General features: G+C 70.3%; 22 protein-coding genes and 1 pseudogene. 7 read left to right on the forward strand and 16 right to left on the reverse strand.

The features are described 5' to 3' along the window. Positions 1–62: 62 nt before the first annotated feature. The 3 genes from AB0F29_RS07120 to pepN all read right to left on the reverse strand — a co-directional run bounded on the left by AB0F29_RS07120 (position 63) and on the right by pepN (position 7,649). A complete protein-coding gene (locus AB0F29_RS07120; RefSeq protein WP_361868291.1) occupies positions 63–3,371 on the reverse strand; it encodes a S8 family serine peptidase in 3,309 nt (1,102 codons plus the stop codon). Positions 3,372–3,759: 388 nt separating this feature from the next. Further along, positions 3,760–4,824 (reverse strand): hypothetical protein, encoded by a 1,065-nt coding sequence (locus AB0F29_RS07125; protein WP_361868294.1) that lies wholly within the window; start codon positions 4,822–4,824, stop codon positions 3,760–3,762. 212 nt (positions 4,825–5,036) lie between these two features. Next, a complete protein-coding gene (gene pepN / locus AB0F29_RS07130) occupies positions 5,037–7,649 on the reverse strand; it encodes an aminopeptidase N (RefSeq protein WP_361868297.1) in 2,613 nt (870 codons plus the stop codon). A 145-nt stretch (positions 7,650–7,794) separates the two neighbouring features. Here pepN and AB0F29_RS07135 point away from each other — a divergent pair, with 145 nt between their 5' ends. From AB0F29_RS07135 to AB0F29_RS07145, 3 genes are all read left to right on the forward strand, one after another. Beyond that, positions 7,795–8,445 (forward strand): DsbA family protein, encoded by a 651-nt coding sequence (locus AB0F29_RS07135; protein ID WP_361868299.1) that lies wholly within the window; start codon positions 7,795–7,797, stop codon positions 8,443–8,445. A 102-nt stretch (positions 8,446–8,547) separates the two neighbouring features. Then, positions 8,548–9,000 (forward strand): GNAT family N-acetyltransferase, encoded by a 453-nt coding sequence (locus AB0F29_RS07140; protein WP_018959226.1) that lies wholly within the window; start codon positions 8,548–8,550, stop codon positions 8,998–9,000. Positions 9,001–9,069: 69 nt separating this feature from the next. Beyond that, entirely contained in the window at positions 9,070–9,420 is a 351-nt protein-coding gene (locus AB0F29_RS07145; RefSeq protein ID WP_361868301.1) for a VOC family protein, read from the forward strand. A 57-nt stretch (positions 9,421–9,477) separates the two neighbouring features. Here the strand turns inward: AB0F29_RS07145 and AB0F29_RS07150 are convergent, their stop codons facing one another. Next, positions 9,478–10,926 (reverse strand): NCS2 family permease, encoded by a 1,449-nt coding sequence (locus tag AB0F29_RS07150; RefSeq protein WP_361868303.1) that lies wholly within the window; start codon positions 10,924–10,926, stop codon positions 9,478–9,480. Positions 10,927–11,261: 335 nt separating this feature from the next. Between AB0F29_RS07150 and AB0F29_RS07155 the strand changes: the two genes are divergently transcribed. Next, entirely contained in the window at positions 11,262–11,888 is a 627-nt protein-coding gene (locus AB0F29_RS07155; RefSeq protein WP_361868306.1) for a helix-turn-helix transcriptional regulator, read from the forward strand. Between the two features lie 39 nt (positions 11,889–11,927). Here the strand turns inward: AB0F29_RS07155 and AB0F29_RS07160 are convergent, their stop codons facing one another. Further along, positions 11,928–12,842, reverse strand: coding sequence for an NAD(P)-binding domain-containing protein (locus tag AB0F29_RS07160; RefSeq protein WP_361868308.1), 915 nt, complete (start codon positions 12,840–12,842; stop codon positions 11,928–11,930). A gap of 59 nt (positions 12,843–12,901) precedes the next feature. Between AB0F29_RS07160 and AB0F29_RS07165 the strand changes: the two genes are divergently transcribed. Further along, entirely contained in the window at positions 12,902–13,336 is a 435-nt protein-coding gene (locus AB0F29_RS07165) for a MerR family transcriptional regulator (RefSeq protein WP_361868310.1), read from the forward strand. Here AB0F29_RS07165 and AB0F29_RS07170 read toward each other — a convergent pair. The 7 genes and pseudogenes from AB0F29_RS07170 to AB0F29_RS07200 form a co-directional block, all read right to left on the reverse strand. Then, the gene (locus AB0F29_RS07170; RefSeq protein WP_361868719.1) at positions 13,309–14,088 is read right to left on the reverse strand and encodes an SDR family oxidoreductase; all 780 of its coding nucleotides are present in this window, start codon (positions 14,086–14,088) and stop codon (positions 13,309–13,311) included. The genes AB0F29_RS07165 and AB0F29_RS07170 overlap by 28 nt on opposite strands. 100 nt (positions 14,089–14,188) lie before the next feature. Continuing rightward, entirely contained in the window at positions 14,189–14,641 is a 453-nt protein-coding gene (locus AB0F29_RS07175) for a hypothetical protein (protein ID WP_361868313.1), read from the reverse strand. Positions 14,642–14,776: 135 nt separating this feature from the next. After that, complete coding sequence (gene tgmC, locus AB0F29_RS07180) at positions 14,777–15,886, reverse strand: ATP-grasp peptide maturase system methyltransferase (RefSeq protein WP_361868315.1); 1,110 nt, start codon at positions 15,884–15,886, stop codon at positions 14,777–14,779. Further along, positions 15,883–16,632, reverse strand: coding sequence for a hypothetical protein (locus tag AB0F29_RS07185; protein WP_361868745.1), 750 nt, complete (start codon positions 16,630–16,632; stop codon positions 15,883–15,885). Before AB0F29_RS07185 ends, tgmC begins: the two co-directional genes overlap by 4 nt. A 122-nt stretch (positions 16,633–16,754) precedes the next feature. After that, positions 16,755–16,916: pseudogene (tgmA, locus tag AB0F29_RS07190) on the reverse strand (putative ATP-grasp-modified RiPP); the annotation flags it as partial. A 69-nt stretch (positions 16,917–16,985) separates the two neighbouring features. Continuing rightward, the gene (locus tag AB0F29_RS07195; RefSeq protein WP_361868317.1) at positions 16,986–17,177 is read right to left on the reverse strand and encodes a hypothetical protein; all 192 of its coding nucleotides are present in this window, start codon (positions 17,175–17,177) and stop codon (positions 16,986–16,988) included. Continuing rightward, positions 17,174–17,575 carry an ATP-binding protein gene (locus AB0F29_RS07200; RefSeq protein WP_361868320.1) on the reverse strand — a complete coding sequence of 134 codons (402 nt, stop codon included), beginning with the start codon at positions 17,573–17,575 and terminating at the stop codon, positions 17,174–17,176. The genes AB0F29_RS07195 and AB0F29_RS07200 overlap by 4 nt, the downstream gene beginning before the upstream one ends. A gap of 207 nt (positions 17,576–17,782) precedes the next feature. Between AB0F29_RS07200 and AB0F29_RS07205 the strand changes: the two genes are divergently transcribed. Then, entirely contained in the window at positions 17,783–18,664 is an 882-nt protein-coding gene (locus AB0F29_RS07205) for a Scr1 family TA system antitoxin-like transcriptional regulator (protein WP_026290753.1), read from the forward strand. Then, complete coding sequence (locus AB0F29_RS07210) at positions 18,661–18,870, forward strand: DUF397 domain-containing protein (RefSeq protein WP_361868323.1); 210 nt, start codon at positions 18,661–18,663, stop codon at positions 18,868–18,870. The genes AB0F29_RS07205 and AB0F29_RS07210 overlap by 4 nt, the downstream gene beginning before the upstream one ends. 198 nt (positions 18,871–19,068) lie before the next feature. Here the strand turns inward: AB0F29_RS07210 and AB0F29_RS07215 are convergent, their stop codons facing one another. The 4 genes from AB0F29_RS07215 to AB0F29_RS07230 form a co-directional block, all read right to left on the reverse strand. Further along, positions 19,069–19,734 (reverse strand): CatB-related O-acetyltransferase, encoded by a 666-nt coding sequence (locus AB0F29_RS07215; RefSeq protein WP_361868325.1) that lies wholly within the window; start codon positions 19,732–19,734, stop codon positions 19,069–19,071. 157 nt (positions 19,735–19,891) lie between these two features. Beyond that, positions 19,892–20,641 (reverse strand): DUF2071 domain-containing protein, encoded by a 750-nt coding sequence (locus AB0F29_RS07220; protein WP_361868327.1) that lies wholly within the window; start codon positions 20,639–20,641, stop codon positions 19,892–19,894. Beyond that, positions 20,638–20,982 carry a metalloregulator ArsR/SmtB family transcription factor gene (locus AB0F29_RS07225; RefSeq protein ID WP_361868330.1) on the reverse strand — a complete coding sequence of 115 codons (345 nt, stop codon included), beginning with the start codon at positions 20,980–20,982 and terminating at the stop codon, positions 20,638–20,640. Before AB0F29_RS07225 ends, AB0F29_RS07220 begins: the two co-directional genes overlap by 4 nt. 206 nt (positions 20,983–21,188) lie before the next feature. Further along, positions 21,189–21,830: a superoxide dismutase gene (locus AB0F29_RS07230; protein ID WP_018959211.1), complete on the reverse strand. Its 642-nt coding sequence runs from the start codon at positions 21,828–21,830 to the stop codon at positions 21,189–21,191. Between the last annotated feature and the right edge of the window lie 299 nt (positions 21,831–22,129).

Genomic DNA, 22,129 nt, shown 5'->3' on the forward strand with positions numbered 1-22,129 from the left:
ATGGGGTCGGTCAGGGCCCCGTGGGGCCCGTTGCCGGATCCGTTACGGCGTGCCCTTATCCGTTACGGCGTGACCTTCTCGATCACGACGCTGCCGGTGCCCGCGGCGGTGCCGCGCGGGTTGACCAGCCTGACCTCGCCGAAGAACTGACGCCCCTCGGGAGCCGCCCCGGCGACCACGACCTCGGCGCCGACCTGGGCCGACGCGCCGTTGGCCAGGTTCACCGCCTTGGTGGAGTCGACCTTGATCGTGCCGAGCGACGCCGAGTAGTACACGTCGCGGTAGTCGTACGTGGTCGACCCGGCCGGGACCGAGTAGCCGTCGATGACGACGGTGTACGTGCCCGCGGCGGGCTTCACCAGGCTGACGGCCTCCTCGGAACCGGCGGTGGTCGCGCTGCCGACCTGCGTGGCGCCCCGGAAGACGTACAGGTCGAGGTCGGCGTTGGCGTCCGACGTGCCGCCGATGGCGATGTCGAGCTTCTCGACGCCCGCGCCGATGGTGACCGTGGTCTCACGGGTCTGGCCCGTCGAGATCGACGGCTTGTCCACCTTGGCCGAGCCCAGCGAACCGCCCTGGAGCTTGCCCTGGAGGTCGGCGGCGCCGTTGGTGACCGTCCAGTTCACCGCGGCGGGAGCGCCGATCTTCGCCTCGGCGATGGTCTGCACCGCCGGGTCGAAGGTCGCGCCGAGCAGCGAGACGTCCAGCTTGTACGGGTTGTCCAGCAGCGGCGACGTACGACGCGCCTCGACCTCGATCTCCCACACGCCGGGCTGCGGGTCCTTGTAGGAACGCGCGTCCGGGCGGCAGGTGTTGGCCGGGTTCTCGTAGTTCGGGTAGCAGTTGACCGTGGAGGTCGGGTCGACCGGCGTCCCGTACGGGTGCAGGGAGACGAACCGGGTCTGGCTGCCCGAGCGCAGGGCGCTGAGGGCGACCTCAAGGGTCTTCGCGCCCTCCGGCACGTTGACGAAGTACGACGTGGTGCCGTTGCGCTGGACCGAGCCGGACGCCTTGTAGGCGTAACCGGGCTGCTGGAGCTCGTGGGCGACGACGACCGTGGTCATGATCTGGTGGTCCACGCCGGAGGTCTTCTTGTCGTCGACCCGCAGGATGGCGCTGTGGACGCCGGCGGACTTCGCCTTCGCCTTGACCTTGAGCTTGACCGGCGTGTCGAGCGGCAGCGAGACGTACTGGGGGCTGCTCAGCTCGAAGGTGCCGTCGTTGTTCTTCCAGGACAGCTTGTGCTGGACGTTGCGGTCCGGGCCCGTGGTACGGGTGACGACGACGTCGTAGACCTTGGTCTCGCCGGCCTTCAGGCCGCCCTCGCGGTCGTAGAGGCCGGTGCCGAAGCCCGGGTCCTTGAGCGCGAAGTCGATCGCGGTGTCGACCGGGGCCTTCACCGAGAACTCGTGGGCGGGCTTGCCCTGCTTGGCGATCTGCTTCCACGCCTTGACGATGTTGATCAGACCGGAGCCCTGGACGTGCGCGGGCACGTCCTTGATGTGGCCCGCGGTGCTGGTCAGCGCCGAGCGCAGATCGGCCGGGGGAAGCTCGATGTCCTTCTGCTTCGCGGCCGACAGCAGCAGCGCGGCGGCGCCCGCCGCCTGCGGGGAGGCCATCGAGGTGCCCTGGAGCATGGAGTAGCCGGCGGGCAGGTCGTAACCCGCCTCCTTGACCGGACCGCCCGGTGCCCAGGTCTGGGTGGTGTTGATGGAGGCACCCGGCGCCGAGATGATCGGCGTGAAGCCGCCGTCCTCACGCGGACCGCGCGAGGAGAAGGGCAGCATGTCGTACTTCTTGGTGACGTTGGAGCCGTAGTTGGCCGCCCACGTCTCCTTGGAGATCGACGCGCCGACCGAGATCACGTGGTCGGCGAGCGACGGGTCACCGATGGTGTTGAGTCCCGGGCCGCTGTTGCCGGCCGAGATGACCAGCTGGACGCCATAGATGTCGACGAGCCGCTTGTACAGCTCGGCGCGCGCGTTGTTGCCGTCGTTGAGCGGGGGCAGGCCGCCGATCGACATGTTGACGATGTCGACGCCGCGGTTGACGACGAGGTCGATCATGCCCTCGGTCAGCGCGATGTTGGTGCAGCCGCCGGACCAGGTGCAGGCACGCGAGGAGACGATCTTGGCGCCGGGGGCGGCGCCGTTCATCTCGCCGCCGAACAGCCCGTTGGCCGCGGTGATGCCCGCGACGTGCGTGCCGTGCGAGCCCTCGATCACGCCGATGTTGACGAAGTCGGCCTTCGCGCCCGAGGAGTCGAGGACGACGTTTTTACGGGTCTCGACGACGAACGGGATGCGCTCGACGACCTGGGTGCGCGGGTCGTCCTCCCCGAAGTAGGAGACCTGGAACTTCTCCTTGTACGGCTTGAGGACCTTGTCGTCGGAGAAGTCCGCGTTGTTGTTCAGGTCGACCCGGGTGGTGCCGGTGACCGGGTCGTACAGCACGCCCCAGACGTCGGTGGTGTCACCGTCGCGGTTGAGGTCGCCCGCCATCTCGCCGCCGGTGGTGGCCGCCTCGGCGAACGTGGCGAACTTGTAGCTGCCCGCCGGCGCCGAGTAGGTCTTCCCGCCGGACGTGAACGTCGGGCCGGCCACCGACCCGGACATCTCCAGCCAGGTGCCGTCGCCGTCGCTCACCGGGTCGGTCGCGGTCACCCAGTCGACGATCTTGCGCTCGCCGGTGGTGGTCTTCCTCAGGGCCGGGTGACCGAGGTCGACGCCGGAGTCCAGGACGCCGATGGTGATCCCGCGGCCGTCGGCCGTCGGGTGCTTCTCGACGAAGTCGACCGCGCCCGTCTCGAACGACGGGTTGTAGGGGTTCTTCGCCGGGGTCTTCTTGTTCGGCGCCGCGTAACTGCCCGTGGCCTTCGGCTGCTTCGCTCCGGCGGCCCGGTCGCCCTTGGGCGTCGGGTCGTCCAGCTTGATCTCCTGCTTGAGATCGATGCCGAGGACGGAGGAGAGCTTGGAGGCCGCCTTGATGGTGGACTCGGCGCTCTTCGTCGGAACCGTGGCCCGGACGTAGCCGAGCTTGTCGTAGGTCTGGCCGAGCACGGAGCCCTCGACGGCGTCCAGCTGCTTGCTGACCTGCTCGGTCGCCCCCGGGGTGGTGGCGACCATCATGGTGACGCTCTTCTCGCCCTTGGCCTCGGCCTTCGCCAGGACATCGGCGTCGGCCTTGCCGAGCTTGTCGCCCCGGTCGCTCGTGGCGGCCGGTTTGACGGGTGCCGGTGCCGGGTCCTCGGCGGCGAACGCCGGAGCGGCGCCGGAGGCGGCGAGTGCGGCCGCCAGTCCGGCAGCGGCCGCGATACGCGCCGCGCGTCTGGCCCCGGGTATGGAGCTGGGGGATTCCTTGGTCATCAGCATCCCTGTAATTGAAAGAGAGAGTCCGGAATTCGGTACCGGATGACCGCTCAGCCTGTCGTAAATGACAGGGGTTTGTGGAGAGTTGACGGAGGCGAGTCAGGGACATGGCATAGATCCGCCACGGGGCGCGATGTGCCACGAGGGATGAATGAGGCCAAACGGTGCGTCCGCGACGCCTGGCGACGCGGGTGGCGGCGACTGTGGTCCGGACCAGACGCCTCCGTGGCCGAGACAGGGCGGGTCGGTGGCCGAGGCCGGACGGCGCTGATGGCGGCGGCGGACAGGTTGGTGGCCGATGGCGGACGGGTCGGTGCCCGGCGGTGTACGGGTCGGTGGCCGACGGTGTACGGGTCGGTGGCCGGGAACAGCAGCGGGTCCGGAACCCCTCTCAGCGCGGCAGCACCATCACGTACGCCGCCGGCTCCCGGTCCGCCGCCGCCATCAGCGCCGTCCGCACCACCGTCGCCTGCTGGTCCGCCGCCTCGCGCAGCTTCCTCGGCGAGAGGCGGACGACCGTGATCCCGAGCCGTTCCAGGTGCTCCCGCCTCGCGGTGTACGCGGACCACTGCGGGTCCGCCTCCGCCCGGCCCCTCCGTCCCGGCACGCCGTACCGGGGGGCCCGGGCGTCCAGCTCCACCGCCACGGCCTGGTCGGGCCAGTAGGCGTCGACCCCGCCGAGCCGGGGCCCGCCCGGCAGCCGCAGCTCCACGTTCCAGAGCGGCTCCGGCAGCCCGTGCTCGCGCACCATCGCGTACAGCATCGCCTCCGCCGCCGCCCGCCCCTCGGCCAGCAGCGCATCGACCGCGCCCACCACGGCGGGCCGCCCCAGCAGCCTCGCCTCGCTCAACTCGCTTACCACGGCGGCCGGTTCGCAGTGCCCGTCGCGTACCGCCTCGGTCAGCAGCCGCCGGACGACGACCGCGTCGGCCGTGCCGGCGACCGCGTCCGCCAGGGCCCGTTCCACCGGAGCGACGGGCACCTCGCCCACCCGCACCGGGTCCGGCATCGAGGCGGTCCGCAGCACCTCCACGAACCGGGTGGACCGCAGCCGCCGGGTGCGCGGGACCAGCACGTCGACCCGGTGCAGCGCCTCCACGTCCCCGGCCGCGGCGAAGCCGTACAGCGCGAGCGCGGCCACCCCGGTGAGCATCGACTCGCCGTACCCCGTGCCCGCGTGGCCCGCCGGAGCGCGCCGCGCGGAGGCCGGCGGACGCCCCGCGTAGAGCAGCGCCCCACGCAGCCGCTCCCGGCCGGTGGGAGGGCCCGGGTGCAGCAGATAGACGCCCGGCAGCAGATGCTGCCAGGGGCCACCGGGCAGGCACTGGGCGGACGTCTGCGCGGCGGACACACCCCGCGCCCTCAACTGGGCGGTGGACAGGACACGGTGCGTGACGTCCTCGGAGTGGAAGGGGAGGCCGGGGAGACGGGGGGAGAGCGGGGCGTTCTGGGTCATGTCCCGGGGTTTCCCGCCCGTGGAGGGGGCCCTAACCCCTGTTACACGCCCGTCGACAATCCCGGACAACGCCGTCCTAAAGCACGGACGTTCGACAACCGAAAAGGGCCGTCGCGCCGGGAATCGGGGGAGGGGCGTCTCGGGCAGGTGTACGAGCGCCGCTTTCACGCCGCACGCACGCCCCGCCCGAGCGCCCCCTCATCCGTACCGACTCAGGCGGCGGCCCGGTCGCACTCCTGGCCGCGCAGCGCCCGCGCGAGATCGTCCCGGGCCTCCAGCACCAGACGCCGCAGCGCCGGGGCGGCGTCCTCGTGCTCACCCAGCCAGGCGTCGGCCGCCGCGAGGGTCGCGGGGCTGTCCTGGAGGCCGGGGAACATCCCCCGCACCACGTGCATGCCGATCTGGATGGACCGCTCCGCCCAGATCCGCTCGATCACCTCGAAGTAGCGGTGCGCGTACGGGGCGAGCAGCTCCCGCTGGGAGGGCTGCCCGAAGCCGGCGATCGTCGCCTCGACCAGCGCGTTGGACAGCTTGTCCGACTCCACGACCGCCGCCCACGCCTGCGCCTTGACCGCCTCCGAGGGGCGCGAGGCCAGGCACCGTACGTGGTGGCGCTTGCCGGAGGCGGTGTCGTCGCGGGCCAGCTCGGCGTCGATCGCCGTCTCGTTCGCCACGCCGTGCGAGGCCAGCGGGGAGAGGAAGGACCAGCGCAGCTCCTGGTCGACGTCGAGACCGTCGATCCGGGCCGTGCCCTCCAGCAGCCCGCCCAGCAGCAGGAAGTCCTCCTCGGACGAGGAGACCGCCGCGAAGAAGCGGGCCCAGGTCAGCTGGTGCTGGCTGCCCGGCTCGGCGCTCCGCAGCTCGCGCAGCGCGCCGTCGGCCAGCGCCCGGCCGCCCTCCTCGCGCCAGTCGGGGGCCGCGTAGTTGACCAGCGCGGACTGCGCCCAGGCGTGCAGCATCTGGAGGACGCCGATGTCGCTCTCCCGCCCGGCGTACGCCAGCACCAGCGCGACGAAGTCGCGGGCCGGCAGAGCCGCGTCCCGGGTCAGGTTCCACAGGGCCGACCAGCACAGGGCACGGGCCAGCGGGTCCGTGATCGCGCCCAGGTGGTCGCGCAGCGTGGCCAGCGACCCCTCGTCGAAGCGGACCTTGCAGTACGTGAGGTCGTCGTCGTTGACCAGGATCAGATCGGGCCGCTCGGAGCCGGCCAGGGCCTCCACCACGCTCCGCTCACCGGCCACGTCCACCTCGGCGCGCGCGTAACGCGTCAGCTCGCCCTGGGGCGTACGCCGGTACAGGCCGACCGCGACGCGGTGCGGTCGCAGCTCCGGGTGCGAGGCGGCGGCCTCCTGGACGACGGCCAGCTCGGCCAGCCTCCCGTCCGCGTCGTACGTCGGCACGGGGGTGAGCACGTTGACGCCCGCCGTCTGGAGCCACGAGCGCGACCAGGCCGTCATGTCGCGGCCGGACGTCTCGGCCAGCACCGACAGCAGGTCGCCCAGGCGTGTGTTGCCGTAGGCGTGGCTCTTGAAGTAGCGCCGGGCGCCCTCGAGGAACGCGTCGCGCCCCACGTACGCCACCAGCTGCTTGAGCACGGAGGCGCCCTTGGCGTACGTGATCCCGTCGAAGTTCAGCTTGGCGTCCTCCAGGTCACGGATGTCCGCCGTGATGGGGTGGGTGGAGGGCAGCTGGTCGGCGCGGTAGGCCCACGCCTTGCGGTTGTTGGCGAAGGTGATCCAGCCGTTGGTGAAGCGGGTCGCCTCGACCATCGAGAAGGAGCCCATGAAGTCCGCGAAGGACTCCTTCAGCCACAGGTCGTCCCACCACTCCATGGTGACCAGGTCGCCGAACCACATGTGCGCCATCTCGTGCAGGATGACGTTGGCACGCCGCTCGTAGGCGGCCGAGGTGACCTTGCCGCGGTAGATGTACTCCTCGCGGAAGGTGACCATGCCCGGGTTCTCCATGGCGCCGAGGTTGTACTCGGGCACGAACGCCTGGTCGTACTTCCCGAAGGGGTACGGGTAGTCGAAGTGGTCGTGGAAGAAGTCCAGGCCCTGCTTGGTGATCAGGAAGACGTCGTCCGCGTCGAAGTGCTTCGCGAGCCCCTTGCGGCACATCGCGCCGAGCGGGATCTCCAGCGTGGTGCCGTCGTCGAACGTACGGCTGTAGTGATCGCTGACGTAGTGGTACGGGCCGGCGACGACGGCCGTGATGTACGTGGAGATCGGCTTCGTCTCGGCGAAGGTCCACACCCCGTCCTTCAGCGACTCCTCGGCCCCGTTGGACCAGACCCGCCAGCCGGCGGGGGCCGCCACCCGGAAGCGGTAGGGGGCCTTGAGGTCGGGCTGCTCGAAGTTGGCGAAGACCCGGCGGGCGTCGGCCGGCTCGTACTGCGTGTAGAGGTAGACCTCGCCGTCCTCCGGGTCGACGAAGCGGTGCATGCCCTCGCCGGTCCTGCTGTACGCGCAGCGGGCGTCGACCACGAGGACGTTCTCGCCCTCGACGAGCCCGTCGAGCGCCACCCGCGTCCCGTCGAACACGACGGCCGGGTCGAGGGCCGTCCCGTTCAGCGTCACCGCGTCCACACCCGGGGCCACCAGGTCGGCGAAGGTCGAGGCGCCCGCCCGGGCGGAGCGGAACCGGATCGTGGTGAGCGACCGGAACGTCCGCGGACCGGACTCCCCGTCGCCCCCGTCGCCCCCGTCGGCCCCCTCGGGCTCGCCGACGGCGGACCGCAGGTCGAGTTCGACCTCGTATCCGTCGACGGTCAGCAGCTCGGCCCTCTTCTGGGCCTCGTCGCGGGACAGGTTTTCACCGGGCACGGGCACTCCTTCGTGACGCGCGTTATGTGTCGTGTTCGAACCCATTGATCCTTGCACGCGCCTCCTCGGGGCCGCATGCAGGGAATGGCCGCCCGTCCGGAGGCGTTCTCGCCCGCAGATGTCACACGCCCTTCTGAGGAGAGACATGTCCGAGAACACCCCGGCCAACGGCAAGACTCCGGTCGACTTCTGGTTCGACCCCCTCTGCCCCTGGGCGTGGATGACCTCGCGCTGGATGCTGGAAGTGGAGAAGGTCCGCGACGTGGAGGTCCGCTGGCACGTGATGAGCCTGGCCGTCCTGAACGAGGACAAGCTGGACGAGTTGCCGGAGGAGTACCGCGACCTCCTGGAGAACAAGGCCTGGGGCCCGGTCCGGGTCGTCGTCGCCGCCGGGCAGCTCCACGGCGACGCGGTCGTCGGCCCCCTCTACACCGCGCTCGGCACCCGCTTCCACAACAACGGCGAGGGCCCCACCCGCGAGGCGGTGGCCGCCGCGCTGAAGGACGTCGGCCTGCCCGCCGACCTCGCGGAGTACGCCGACTCCGACCGGTACGACACCGAGCTGCGCGCCTCCCACAAGGAGGGCATCGACAAGGTCGGCCAGGAGGTCGGCACCCCGGTCATCGCCGTTCCCGGCGCGGACGGCGAGCAGATCGCCTTCTTCGGCCCGGTCGTCACCCCCGCCCCCAAGGGCGAGGAGGCGGCGAAGCTCTGGGACGGCACGCTGCTGGTCGCCTCGATCCCGGGCTTCTACGAGATCAAGCGGACCCGGACGCAGGACCCGATCTTCGACTGACGTCGGCCGACTCCGTCGCCGCGCGTGTCCGCGCAGGCCCATGGTCGCCCGTGTCCGCGCAAATCCGTGGCCGTGTGTATCCGCACGGGGGACGATGACCCCATGCGGATACGCGCGGGCGAGGCGGCCGAAGCCGCCGCACTGACCGAACTGGCCCTCCGGTCGAAGGGCCACTGGGGGTACGACGCGGAGTTCCTGGCCGCCTGCCGCGAGGAGCTGACCGTCCGCCCCGCGGACGTGGCGGCCCGGCGGACGGCGGTGGCCGAGGAGGATGGCCGGATCCTGGGCTTCACCACCCTGGACGGGGAGCCGCCGAGGGGCGCGCTCGGCATGATGTTCGTCGAACCGGACACCATCGGCAGGGGGGTCGGGCGACGGCTGTTCGCCCACACCATGGACGAGGCCCGCCGCCTCGGCTTCACCCGCCTCACCATCGACGCCGACCCGAACGCGGAGCGCTTCTACCGGGCCATGGGCGCGGTCCGGATCGGCGTCACCCCGTCCGGCTCCATCCCGGGCCGTGAACTCCCGCTGCTGGAGATCGCGCCGGCCTGAGGCGAGCCGACAACGGGCCGAAGGGCGACTTCCGGCCCGTTGTCAGTGGTGCGCCGTACGGTGAGAGGCATGCGTATCTCACCGGAAATGATCACGATCGACTGCGCCGACCCCCAGGCCCTGGCCGCCTGGTGGGCCGAGGCGCTGGGCGTCGAGGAGCCGCCGCAGGACTACGACGCGTTCGTCGTCCTCGCGGCGACCCCGCTGGTTCTCGGCTTCCAGCGGGTGCCCGAGCCCAAGGCCGCCAAGAACCGGGTCCATGTCGACTTCTCCTCGCCCGACCGCCCGGCCGACGTGGAGCGCCTGGCGAAGCTGGGCGCGACCGTCGTCGGCGAGCAGTCGATGCAGGGAATGTCCTGGACGGTCCTCAGGGATCCGGAGGGCAACGAGTTCTGCCTCTCCGACGCCGGAAGCCACTGACCCCGAAGCCACTGACCCGGAAGCCGCTGACCCGGAAGCCACCGGCGCCGGGCCGTGCTACTTGAGGCCGAGGAGCTGCTCCAGCGGGTCGATGATGAAGTAGACCAGGAAGAGCGCGGCGGTGCCCCACAGCAGCCAGTGGACTTCGCGCGCCTTGCCCAGGCACGCCTTGATGACCACGTAGGCGACGAAGCCGGCGCCGATGCCGTTGGTGATGGAGTAGGTGAACGGCATGACGACGATGGTGAGGAAGGCCGGGATGGCGACGTCGTAACGGTCCCAGTCGATGTGCTTGACCTGGGTCATCATCAGGAACCCGACCACGACGAGCGCGGGCGCCGCGGCCTGCATCGGCACGATCGTCAGGACGGGCGTGAGGAAGAGGGCGAGCGCGAACAGCCCGCCGGTGATCACGTTGGCGAAGCCGGTACGGGCTCCTTCGCCGACACCCGCGGCGGACTCGATGTACGTGGTGGCCGAGGACGAGGACGCGGCGCCGCCGGCGACGGCGGCCACACCGTCGATGAGCAGGACGCGGCCGAGGCCGGGCACCTGACCCCGCTCGTCGAGGAGCCCGGCCTCCGCCGTGACACCGACGACCGTGCCCATCGTGTCGAAGAAGTCGGACAGGATGAGGGTGAAGACGAGCAGGACGACCGTCAACACGCTGACCTGGCCGAACGATCCGAACAGGTCGAACTGGCCCAGCAGCCCGAAGTCGGGTGCGGCGACCGGGTTGTCGGGGATCGAGGGCGAGGTCAGGCCCCAGGACTTGATGCGGGCGACCTCGTTGATGACGATGGCGACGACGGTCATCAGGACGATGCTGATGAGGATCGCGCCCTTGACCTTCCGGGCGACCAGCACGATCGTCAGGAGCACGCCGAGGCAGAAGACGAGCATCGGCCAGCCGGTGAGCGTGCCGGTGCCGAGCTGGACGGGCACGGTGGAGTCCGCGACGTCGGGGATGCGGGTGACGAACCCGGCGTCCACGAAGCCGATGAAGGCGATGAACAGGCCGATGCCGACGCTGATGGCCTGCTTGAGGGGCTGCGGAATGGCGTGCATGATCGCCTCGCGCAGCCCGGTCATCACCAGAACGCAGATCAGCAGCCCTTCGAGCACGATGAGGCCCATCGCGTCGTCCCAGCTCATCAGGGGAGCGATCTGGTAGGCGACGACGGCGTTGATGCCCAGACCCGCCGCCAGGGCCAGCGGCAGATTGCCGCCCACACCCATGATCAGCGTCATCACCGCGGCGACCAGAGCGGTGGCGGTGACCAGCTGCACGTTGTCCAGCTGCTTGCCGAACTTGTCCTCGGCCCCGCCGAGGATGATCGGGTTGAGCACCAGGATGTACGCCATCGTGAAGAACGTGGCGAATCCGCCGCGTATCTCCTGGAGGTACGTCGAACCGCGCTCGCTGATGCGGAAGAACCGGTCGACGGCGCCCCCCGATCCGTCTCGTTTCGCGTCGGGCGGCGGGCTGGTCGTACTGGGGTGCATGACGGAGTCTCCTGAGCCTGCGAATGATGGGGAAGGGGGTTTCGCCGGTGCTGCCCGATGTGAGAGGCAGGCGCTGTGCGAACGCACATGCGGCACCTTGCGAGCGGATCATACGCGGCGGTAGCAGGACCGCAACTACCCGCGTAGAGCGTGCAGTTGGTCCCCTTTCGGCCCTGTGGCTTCCTACGGAATCAGCGGTGACCTTTTCCGCCAAACCGGCAGGCAGCCGACAGTGGGTATGGAATTGGCGGTGACGGCTCCCCTACGCTCCGTATGTGCACCGACCACTCCCTTTCAACGCGCGGGCAGCGCGCGCCTTGCGCGAGAAACTCGGGATGGCACCCGGTCATGTCGCCTACGGCATGCGCGCGTCCTTCGGCACGTCACACGTCGGGCCCGAGCACGTGATCGCGTGGGAGCGCGGAACCCATGTGCCGGACCCAACGGAATTCACCGCCCTGGCGGGCGCGTTGTGGTGCCGTCCCAGCGAACTCATGGGCCATCCACATACCTTGCTCGAACACCGCATAGCGCGCGGCGTCTCGGCCGAGGAGGTCGCGCGCGCCACCGGTCTCACCCTCGACGCCTATCTGTCCATGGAGGAGGCCGGTCTGTGGGCCGGTGACCAACGGCAGTCCGTCAAGCTCGGCGAGGTCCTCGATCTCCCCCCGCGCGACTTCATCGCCATCACCAGGCTGGAGGATGAGCTGGCCCGCCTCCTCACCGAGGCGGTCTCCACGCGCTGGCAGGCGCACATCCGCGACATCGCCAAGCTGGTCTCCATGGAGCGCCGCGACCTGAAGAGCCCCCTGTCCGCCATGCACCAGGAGTACCAGGGCCTGTTGGCGGCGACCCTGAGCCGGGCCGGCGGCACCACGGCATCCGGCGAGGACGGGCGTCGCTACGTCGAGAACATCGTCGACCACTTCTGGACCCGGCTGCCGGGGTCCTCCCGGGACTGACCCGGCGGGGCTCGTGCGACCCGCCGGGCCTCACCGCCGCTACCGCGCGCCCCGCTCCGCCGCCTTCTTGAACACCTCGTAAACGGCCAGGTAGTTCGACCCGCCGTGGCCGTCCTCGATGGCCTGTGCCGCGATCTCCCGCATCAGCCGCGGCTGCCCCGTGTGCACGCCCTGCTCCTCGCAGGTGAGGGCGATGTGCTCCAGCGCGTTCAGGTTCATGTGCATGGTGCCGAGGTCGCCCGGGTAGTGGCCCGCGTCCAGATCCGGCGCCTGCTCGACGAGGGTCGCGTCCACCACCGTGGGCAGGAACCAGTTCACCGCGAGATCGGCGAACTCCGCGGCCCGTACGCCCGCCGAGCCGACGAGCGCGGTGGCGTGCAGGAAGCCGTTCATGGTCGCGTACATCAGGCCGAGCAGCGCCGCGTTGTGGAGCACCGCGAGCCCGGGGTCGGGGCCGAGGTACCGGGGGTCGCCCAGGCTTGCCAGCGTGGCCCGGTGGGCGTCGAAGACCTCGCGGGGGCCGCTGAAGAGGAAGACGGATCCGGGGTCTCCGACGAGGGGCGGCGGAACCATGACCGCACCGTCGAGGTAGGTGACACCCCGCTCGGCCGCCCAGGAGGCCGCCGCGTGCGCCTCGTTCGGCGTACCGGAGTTCAGGTTGACCAAGGTCCGGCCCGCCGCCGCGCCGCCGACGGGATCGAGCACCTCGTACAGCGTCGCGTAGTCCTTGAGGCAGACGACGGTGAGAGGGCCGGCGGCCACGGCGTCGGCCACGGACGCCGCGAGCCGCGCGCCCCGGGCGACGAGATCCTTGGCCTTCTCCGGGGTGCGGTTCCAGACGGTGGTGGGATGGCCCTTCTTCAGAAGGGCCCCGGCGAGGGCGAGCCCCATGGGGCCGAGTCCGATGACGGTAACGGGGTTGTCCTGCGGGCGTGTTGAAGGCTGATGCGTCATGCGGCATAGGCTGCTGTCTCACACCGGTGTGAGAGTCAACCGAATGTGGTGGTCGTCATATGCGCATGGGGGAGTTCTCCCGACGGACCGGCGTCAGTCAGCGTTTGCTGCGCTACTACGAGGAGCAGGGCCTGCTGCGCCCGGCCCGTCGCCCGAGCGGCTACCGCGAGTACGAGGAAGCGGACGTCGTGACCGTACGGGGCATCCGCATGCTGCTGGCCGCCGGTCTCAACACGGCCGTCATCGCCGAGCTGCTGCCCTGCATGGTCGACGAGGGCCGCATCCTGGAGCCCGCCTGCTCCAGCATGCTCCCCGACCTGCACCGCGAACGCGCCCGCATCGACGAGGCAGCCGCCGCCCTCCTGGCCGCCCGCGACCGGCTGGACGCGCTGATCGAGCTGACGGCGGAGGACGGCGTGACCGACGAGGAGGCGTGCGTGGCGGTCGGGCGTGGGCAGAGCGGTGATCACCCGGCCGTCGGCGGTCCTAGGTAGGTGCCCCCGGAGACATCGATGGTCTGGCCGGTTATCCAGCGCCCCCGCGGCCCTGCCAGGAACCCCACCACGTCGGCGATGTCCTCCGGCAGGCCCATGCGCCCGAGCGCGGTGATCGACTCCAGTGCGGCCACCGCTTCGGGGACGTCGGCGTAGGCGCCGATCATGTCGGTCAGCACCACGCCGGGTTCGACCGTGTTCACGGTGATCCCTCGGCGGCCCAGTTCGTTGGCGAGCGACGGGCCGAGAGCCGCCAGCGCCGCCTTGCTGACGGTGTAGCCGATCTGCTGGGGATTCGCGATCCGGGTGGCGGCCGAGCCGATGTTGACGATCCGCCCGCCGTCCCGCAGCAGCGGCAGCGCCCGCTGGACGACGAAGACCGGCGTACTCACGTTGATCGCCAGTACCCGCGCGAACTCCTCCTCGGTGAGCTGCCCGATCGACGTGGCCGAGTGAATGCCCGCGTTGTTGACCAGGATGTCCAGACCGTCCACGCCGTGGACCTCGAGCCCGGTGGTCAGTCCCTCGAACAGCCGGTCCACCGCCCCGCTCCCGCCGAACAGGGCCCGCACCGCGAAGGCCCGCCCACCTGCCTCGACGATCCGCCCCACGGTCTCGGCGGCTGCCGCTTCGTTGCCGCCGTAGTGGACCGCGACCAGCGCCCCCTCGGCGGCGAGCCGCAGGGCGACCGCCCGCCCGATGCCCCGCGAGGCGCCTGTCACCAGTGCGGTCCGGCCGTCCAGTTCCCCCATGATCGCCTCTCCGCTCACGAAGCCCCGGCCCCTGGTCGGTCCCGGGGCCGATTCAGCCTAGGGGGCGTCGACGGAGCGTGGTGCTGGATACGCCGAAAAGTCAAGGGCCTTCGTTGCCGGTGGAGTTGTCCTCCTCGCCCACGAGCCGCTGGACCTCACCGTGGATGTTCTGGGCGATGAGGTCGCCGAGCGGGTCGGTCACGGTCCAGGAGTGCGGGCCGGGGTGGTGGTCGAGGTACGCGCACGAGGTGACGGCGCGGGTGGCCAGGTCCCGGAGGAGGGCGGGGCACAGGGGCAGGGTGTCGAACCGGTAGACGCGGTGGGCGCCGGCGCCGGTCCACAGGAGCCACAGGTCCCGGTCGACGTCGGGGACATCGGCGGTCCAGACGTGGGCGGCGTGCTCGGCGGCCTCGTCGTGCTCGCCCAGTTCGCAGAGGAGGAAGTCGTCCTGGGCGAGGACGTCGGGCGGATACTCGGGACCGCCTTCCATGGTGGCGAGCGCGAGGAGCGCTTCGTAGAACGGTACGTCGGTGACGGCGGTGCATTGCAGCACGGGGCAGGTCTCTTCCGTTTTCTCCCCGGAGGCCATGGGCGGTACGAAGCTCCGCCCGCGACCTCCGGGAAGTGCGGGGGGCGGGGCACGGTCTCACATCGGCAGGTCCCACCCCGTACCGTCCTCGGAACCGATCTACACCCGCTGCCCGGCAGCCGAGGCTGTGATGCCGAAGCCCTCCTGGTGCGGCTCTCCCGCTGCCTGCCAGAGCCGGATCGCGGTCTCGACCCGGTCCCACAGGCGTACGGGGCCGCGCTGTACGACCGTCCACCCGCCATCGGGCCCCAGCGCCGTCCGCGCCTGCGATCCGGTGGAGACGTCCCAGAGGATCTGCTCCGCCCCCGCCCCCATGCGTTCCGCAGCCGGAGCGGCGAGCTGGGCCACCCAACTGCCCGTCCACGTGCCGATCACCGCCGGGTCGATCCGGCTCGGCCGCTCCTCGCCGGGCAGCAGGGACAGGGCCGGGCGCGGCGGCCGGTCGTGCGGACGCGCGATCATGAAGCTGGTGAACCCGGGCAGAAGCCGTCCCGTCGCGCTCCCGGGCCCGGTCACGGTGAGGAGTGCCAGCCCGGACGCGTAGCTCCAGCCGGAGAGGGTGACCAGGATCTTCCCGCCCGGCTTCACCTGGTGCAGCCAGGCCATGGGGACGTACCGGACCGAGCACGTGGCGATCAGGCGGTCGTACGTGCTCGGTCCCGCGTCCGGGTCGCCCCGCAGACCGTCCCCGACGACCAGACGCGGCGCGTACCCGGCTTCCTTGAGGCCGGAGGCTGCGGCCCGGCCGACCACGGGGTCGTACTCGATGCTGGTGAGCCGGTCGTCGCCGAGGCGGTGCGCGCCGAGGGCGGTCGAGTAGCCGGTCCCCGTGCCGACCTCCAACACGCGTTGTCCGGACTCCACTTCGAGCTGCTGCCACATACGCAGCACGAGCGACGGCAGGGTCGACGACGACGTCGGATCGCCCGTGACGCCGCCGCCGTCCGTCACATCGCCGGGCCGGACACGGCCGTCGAGCTGAGTGATGAGCGTCCGGTCGGTGTAGATCCCTTCCCGCCACCCGTCCTCACCCTGGTGAACGGGCCGGTAGCTGGTAGGGACGCTGTCGGGGACCTGTACGAAGTAGGAGCTGAGGAACAGCTCCCGGGGAACTGCCAGGGCGGCATCGCGCCATGCGGGGTCGGTGAGCGCCCCGTCCTCGGTGAGCGCGTCCGCGAGGACGGTACGCAGGTGAGCGGAGCTACTCATGCGTCGGAGCCTTTCTCCAGCTGATCGGCAAGCGCCTGGGCGATGCCATGGGTGGTTTCGGGCGGCTGCCAGGCCCACTGCCCGTTGGGGTTGCATTCGAGGAAGTACCAGGTCCCGTCACGGTCTACGGCGAAGTCGAACGCCCCGTAGACCAGACGGAAGTGGGCGAGGTAGGCGTGGATGGACTTTCCCACCGCTTCGGGTACGTCCACGGGTCCGCACCGTATGAGGTCCTGCCGGCGCCGCCAGTCCAGATCGGGACTGTCGATCCTCACCCCGGACAGCCACGGCCCGACGCAGGTGACCCGCACGTCGAACGCCTTGTCCACCCGGGCCTGGAAGAGGTGGGGACAGACGGCCACGGCGTCGGTGATCTCCTGCTCACGCACTTCGCGGACCCAAACGCTGTGAGGTTGGCCGGCCAGGCGGTAGGGCGTGTTCCACACGGGCTTGTAGACGACTCCGCCTCTGTGCCGCGCGGTGAACTCCCGAGCATCCCGTACGACATGGGTGATCAGCGTGTCGGGGACCAGGAATCCGCACTGCTGTGCCGCCGCGAGCTGGGCGGGCTTGTACTCGGCCGCACGGTTGTTCCACGGGCGGTTGACGTAATGCGTGCCCGGGAGGGACGCGAGGATGCCCCCGGTTCCCCAGAAGGACTGCTCGGCCGCGAACCGGCGGTCGCGCTCGTCCAGCCCCGAAGGGCCGTCGTACGGCGACGGCCTGCGGACCCAGACGGACCGCACCCGGGTGAGATCGAGGTCCCGACTCGGGGTCCGCAGGAAACCCCGCTGAACGCCTGTGCCGTACGTGGCGGGCCGTCGCCCGGGGTGGTGTGGGTCGGCGTCAGCCCGCTGGTGCTGGTGCCGTGGCCGCCCATCTCGACCGCGCGGCCGTTCTCGTCGACGACCAGGGCGATCTGCGTATCGGGGTCGAGTACGGGGGCGAACTGCGGGACGGCGATGGTCTCCTCGTACGGTCCCATTCGGCTCGTGCCCCACGGTGCGTGCGTGTGCGTCATCGTGCTCATCTTCGTGTACCTCCGTGCTGGTGCTGGTGCTGGCCGGTTGCTCTCCTGCTGACGTCTGCCGCGCGGCTCCTACGGCGGCGACCTCAGCCGCCGGACCAGTGCGTCCACCTCGGCCGAGCGCCAGTGGCCCCGCTGCGCGATCGTCGCGCTCAGTCCGGGGAAGTACCGGTCCCGGTAAGCGGGATCGGCCTCGATGCGTACGCGCTCGGCGAAGGGCGAGGGCGGAGGTGACGCAGGTGGGCGGCGCAGGGGGGACTTCACGGGAGCCGGGTCCGGACGGGCAGGTGGACCCAGATGGTCTTTCCGGGGTTGCGCGGCCGTACGCCCCACCGCTCGGCGAGCGCGTCGACGATGAGCAGGCCCCGGCCGGACGTCTCGTCGTCGCTGGGCTTGCGGAGTTCCGGCATCAGCCACTGGTAGGAGTCGGCGACCTCCAGGATCAGTACGCCGTTCCGACGCCGTAAACCCAACTCGAAGTAGTCGCCGGTGCCTTTGGCGTGAGCGATGACGTTGGTGGCCAACTCGCTGGTGATCAGCGTCGCGTCGTCGGCGAGTCCGCCGAGTTTCCGCCCGATCAGGACTGTTCTGACGTGCCGTCGAGCGGCGGAGACGGAGTCCCTGCGGACCCGGAACCTCTTGCTGTCTGTGCGCCCGGACATACGTCCCCCAAGGTCGTGGGCAGGCGGAACCAAAATGACCTGGCGTGCTGGGATCAGCACTCAGTGTGACGCAATCCACGCTAGGGGTCGAGTGAGACGCAAAGCAAGCAAATCTGGAGTGCAAGCTTGCATTCACTCGTCCGAGGCAACCCGCTAGCGAGAGCGAACGGTTGCCAGGCAGACTGGCCGGAAGGGAGAGGGGGGTCTATGCCCGCAGGTGGGAAGCCCACAGTGCGCAGTCGGAGGTTGGGGTCCACGCTCAAGCGGCTACGGCTCAACGCACGGCTCGATCAGGAGCATGCCGCTGAAGCGGTCGATTGTTCTACTGCCAAGATCAGCAGAATCGAGTCCGGCACGGTTAGTGCACGTATCGGGGACGTTCGTGTGCTCCTTGACCTCTATGGGGTCGAGGACGAGGTCGAGCGCAGGCGACTGGAGAAGCTGGCGCGCGACAGCAACAAACGCGGCTGGTGGCTCAACTTCCCCTTTCAGTCGCCTACGCTCCAGCGGCTGGGTGACTTTCTGTCGTTGGAGACGGACGCGACGTACATCCGAGCCTGGCAGCCGGTGTTCATCCCTGGGCTGCTCCAGACGCCGGACTACACAAGGGCTTTGACCGAGGCCAACCCTGAGGTCATCAGCGATGAAGCGGCCGACGACGTCGTCAAGGTGCGGCAGGAACGGCGACGAGTCTTCGAGGAGTCGGGTGCACGGTTCGCCGCTGTCATATGGGAGCCGGCGATCGCTGGCCCGATGCCTTCGGCGACCGTTCACCGAGATCAGCTGGCACACCTCATCAAGATGGCCAAGCAGCCCAACATGACCATTCAAGTGCTGCCCCAGAGCGAGTGGGCGGCAGCCAGGGCCGCTCCCGCGTTCGTGGCGCTGTCCTACGCGTATGAGGCGTCGCCCGAAGCCATCGTGCAGGACACACTGGTCAACAGCGTGATTCTGGAAGATCATGGAGACATGGCGGGGTACGTCCACGCATTTGACGCGCTCAGGTCTGCGGCTCTCACTCCGGATCAGAGCATCGCCTTTATCCGGAAGATCATGAGCGGCATCACTGCGGAGAATGAGGAATCGTGACCAGCCAGGAAGTCGTCAGCCCTTTCGTCAAATCGTCGTTCTCCGGCGGCGGATCGGCCAACGAGTGCGTCGAGGTCGCCCACACCGCCAACGGCGGCCGCGCCGTCCGCGACAGCAAAGACCCGGCCGCCGGGCTCCAGTTCTTCGGTCCCGGCCACTGGGCCGCGTTCATTGACGGCGTGAAGGCGGGCACCTTCGGGGGCTGACGGATCGGCCCGGAGACGGGGGTCGGGGCAGCGCGCTCGGACGTGCCGTGACGTCCGGTGCGGCGGCACGAAGGGCACCTCACCGCACAGAGCCTGGCAGAGTCTCCGCGTGATGCAGAAGAGGCTCGACGCACCCCGCACGGGCGGTGCCGGAGCCCCGCCGGTAAGGCCCCGCCGACGGGGCCGGCCCGGAACCGTTCAGGCCCGAGGCGCCCCCGGCGCCGCCGCCTCCAGCTCCGCCACCGTGCCCGACATCACCGTACGGATATGGCGCGTCAGATGGTCCGCAGGCCAGTCCCACCAGGCCACCGCCAGCAGGCGCGCGACGTCCGCCTCCGCGTAACGGGTGCGGATCAGACGGGCCGGGTTGCCGCCGACGATGCCGTAGTCCGGGACGTCCGAGACCACCACGGACCGCGAGCTGATGATCGCGCCGTGCCCGATGCGGACCCCCGGCATGATCACGGCCTCGTAGCCGATCCAGACATCGTTGCCGATCACGGTGTCGCCCCGGTTGGGCAGGCCCGTCAGCAGGTCGAAGTGGTCGGACCAGGAGCCGCCGAGCGTCGGGAACGGGAACGTGGACGGCCCGTCCATACGGTGGTTGGAGCCGTTCATGATGAACCGCACCCCGGTGCCGAACGCGCAGAACTTCCCGATCACCAGGCGCTCCGGCCCGTAGTGGTAGAGCACGTTGCGGGTCTCGAACTCCGTGGCGTGCTCGGGGTCGTCGTAGTACGAGTAATCACCGGCCTCGATCAGCTCCGAGGTGACCAGGGGCTTCAGTTGCACCACGCGCGGCTGGCCGGGCATCGGGTGCAGGACGGTGGGGTCGGCCGGGACGGGTGCGGGGGCAGAAGTCATGGGGTCGCTTCCGGGGAGGGAGAGGAGGTACGGGCGGACGGGCGTAGATCATCGTGGCATCCGGGCCCAGCGGGGTGCGCGTAATTTCCCGCCCGGCCGGGACGGCCCGCCGCCTCCTGCTCAGCCCCCGTGCGCGGCCCCCTGCGCAGCCGCCCCTCTACGAGACCACGGCCCCCGCCCCGCATCCCAGCCGGAACGGCTCCCCCTGTGACCAGTCCGCCGCCACTCCCCGCATCGCCAGCGCGCTGTCCAGCACCGCGCTGCCCGGCGGGAAGCGGTCCAGGTCCTCGAAGAACGAGGACCGTACGGAACGGGGTCGGCCCGCCGTCACCTTCCAGGCGTCCGTGGACAGTTCGAGGACGTCCAGGTGGTCCCCGCCGCTGTTGGGGGAGAGGCCCCGGCTGCCGAGGCGGAAGAACTCCGACGCCTCCGCCAGGTCCGTGAACAGCCCGCTGCCGCGCAGTTCGTCGGCGGGCTCCACGGTCGCGTCCACCTCCACCTCGCCGTCCCGGGTCGCGAAGGCCACCCGTACGGAGTCGGCGTCCTCCCGCACCGTGAAGTCCGCGCGGCCGTGCTCGCCCGGGTAGATCCGCCCGCCGGCGAAGGCGTTGAGACGGGAGGCGGTATCGCGGCGCGGAATGTAGACGCCGCGCTCGACGCCGTCCGGCCCGTCCCACTCCACGGAGATCCGGTGCGCCGCGTTCTCGCTGGTCAGCCCGGTCGCGGCGGGGGCCCAGGCGGGGCGGACGCCACCGATCCGCAGCAGGCAGATCCCGGCCACCGCCTGACCGCGCACCAGTTGGGGCCGTAGCGGCGCGGGCAGCAGGGCCGCCGCGACGTGACGGTCGACCCGGTAGTTCACCAGGAGGCGGCGTTCGATGAGACTGGAGAGCCGGGGCCGGATCATGAGGCGTCGCCTTCCGGCGCGGAGCGCCACTTGGTGTTGCGGAGCACGATCTGCTCGGGGCACACGGCGCTGAGGAAGCGCCCCACGCACAGGGCGAGCCGTTCCTCGGCGAGTGAGTAGAGGATGCGGTTGGCGTCCCGGCGCTCCGTGACGAGCCCGGCCCCCTTGAGCACGCCCAGGTGGCGCGAGATGGACGGGGCGCTGATCGGGAACCGGCTCGCGATCTCGCCGGCGGGCAGCTCGCCGCCCCGCAGATCCTCCAGGATCTGGCGGCGGGTGGGGTCGGCGAGCGCGCGGAAGGCGCTCGCCTCTTCGTCGGCGGGAAGGGCGGGTGAATCCATGTGTGCATGTTTAGCATATGAGCTAAACAGCTAAATAGCCGCCCTGGGCAGCGGCCATGGGCAGCCGGCATGGGTAGCCGCCATGGGAGAGCCCCCGCGAGTCAGGTCCTCGCGGGGGCTCTCCGTTCATCCGCCTGCCGTGGTGAAGGTTGAGAAGACGATCACGAGGCAGGACGTCCGTGGTGGTGCGGTGCGCCGGTCGCCGGTCAGGGGGCGAGCAGCAGCACGTCCGCACGCTCCTTGGCGGCGGCGTAGCGCTTCGCCACGTCCTGCCAGTTGACGACCCGCCACATCGCCTCGATGAAGTCCACCTTCTGGTTCTTGTACTGCAGGTAGAAGGCGTGCTCCCAGGCGTCGAACACGAGGACCGGGACCGAGCCCTGGCCGACGTTGCCCTGGTGGTCGTAGACCTGTTCGACGATCAGCTTCCCGCTCACGGGCTCGTACGCGAGCACGCCCCAGCCGGAACCCTGGGTGGTCGCCGCGGCCTTCGTCAGCTGGGACTTGAAGCCCGCGTAGGAGCCGAAGGACTCGGTGATCGCGTCGGCGAGGTCGCCCACGCCGTCCGCCGCGAGGGGCTCGCCGCCGCCGTCGCCGGTCATGTTGTGCCAGTAGATCGAGTGCAGGATGTGGCCGGAGAGGTGAAACGCGAGGTTCTTCTGAAGGCCGTTGATCGCGCCCCAGGCCTCCTTGTCGCGGGCCTCTTCCAGCTGCTCCAGGGTGTCGTTCGCACCCTTGACGTACGCGGCGTGGTGCTTGTCGTGGTGCAGCTCGATGATCTGCGGGTTGATGACCGGTTCGAGCGCCGCGTAGTCGTACGGGAGTTCCGGGAGCGTGTACGTGGCCATGATGCGAGCCCTCCGACTGCTGGGAATGCCGTCCAGTTGTTATTGCAAGTTATATGCAAGAGCAGGCTAACAGCAGGAGTGCTCCGAAGTGATCAGCCCTTCGGCCTAGGACTCACGGCGCCGACCGCCCTCTCTCGCCCTCTTCCTCCTGTTTGCCCGGCAAAGGTGATTTGCTCCTTATTCCGTGCTGCGCCCACCGTCGCGCGTTTGGTCCCGTCGTTCCGGGGGACCCGGCCCAACAGCCGGGCGGCCCGGGGCCGGGACCGCGGCCGCGCCGCCTGCTGCCCGCCAGCCCCACT

The sequence above is a fragment of the Streptomyces sp. NPDC026589 genome (assembly GCF_040638385.1).
In the GTDB taxonomy this organism is placed as follows: domain Bacteria; phylum Actinomycetota; class Actinomycetes; order Streptomycetales; family Streptomycetaceae; genus Streptomyces.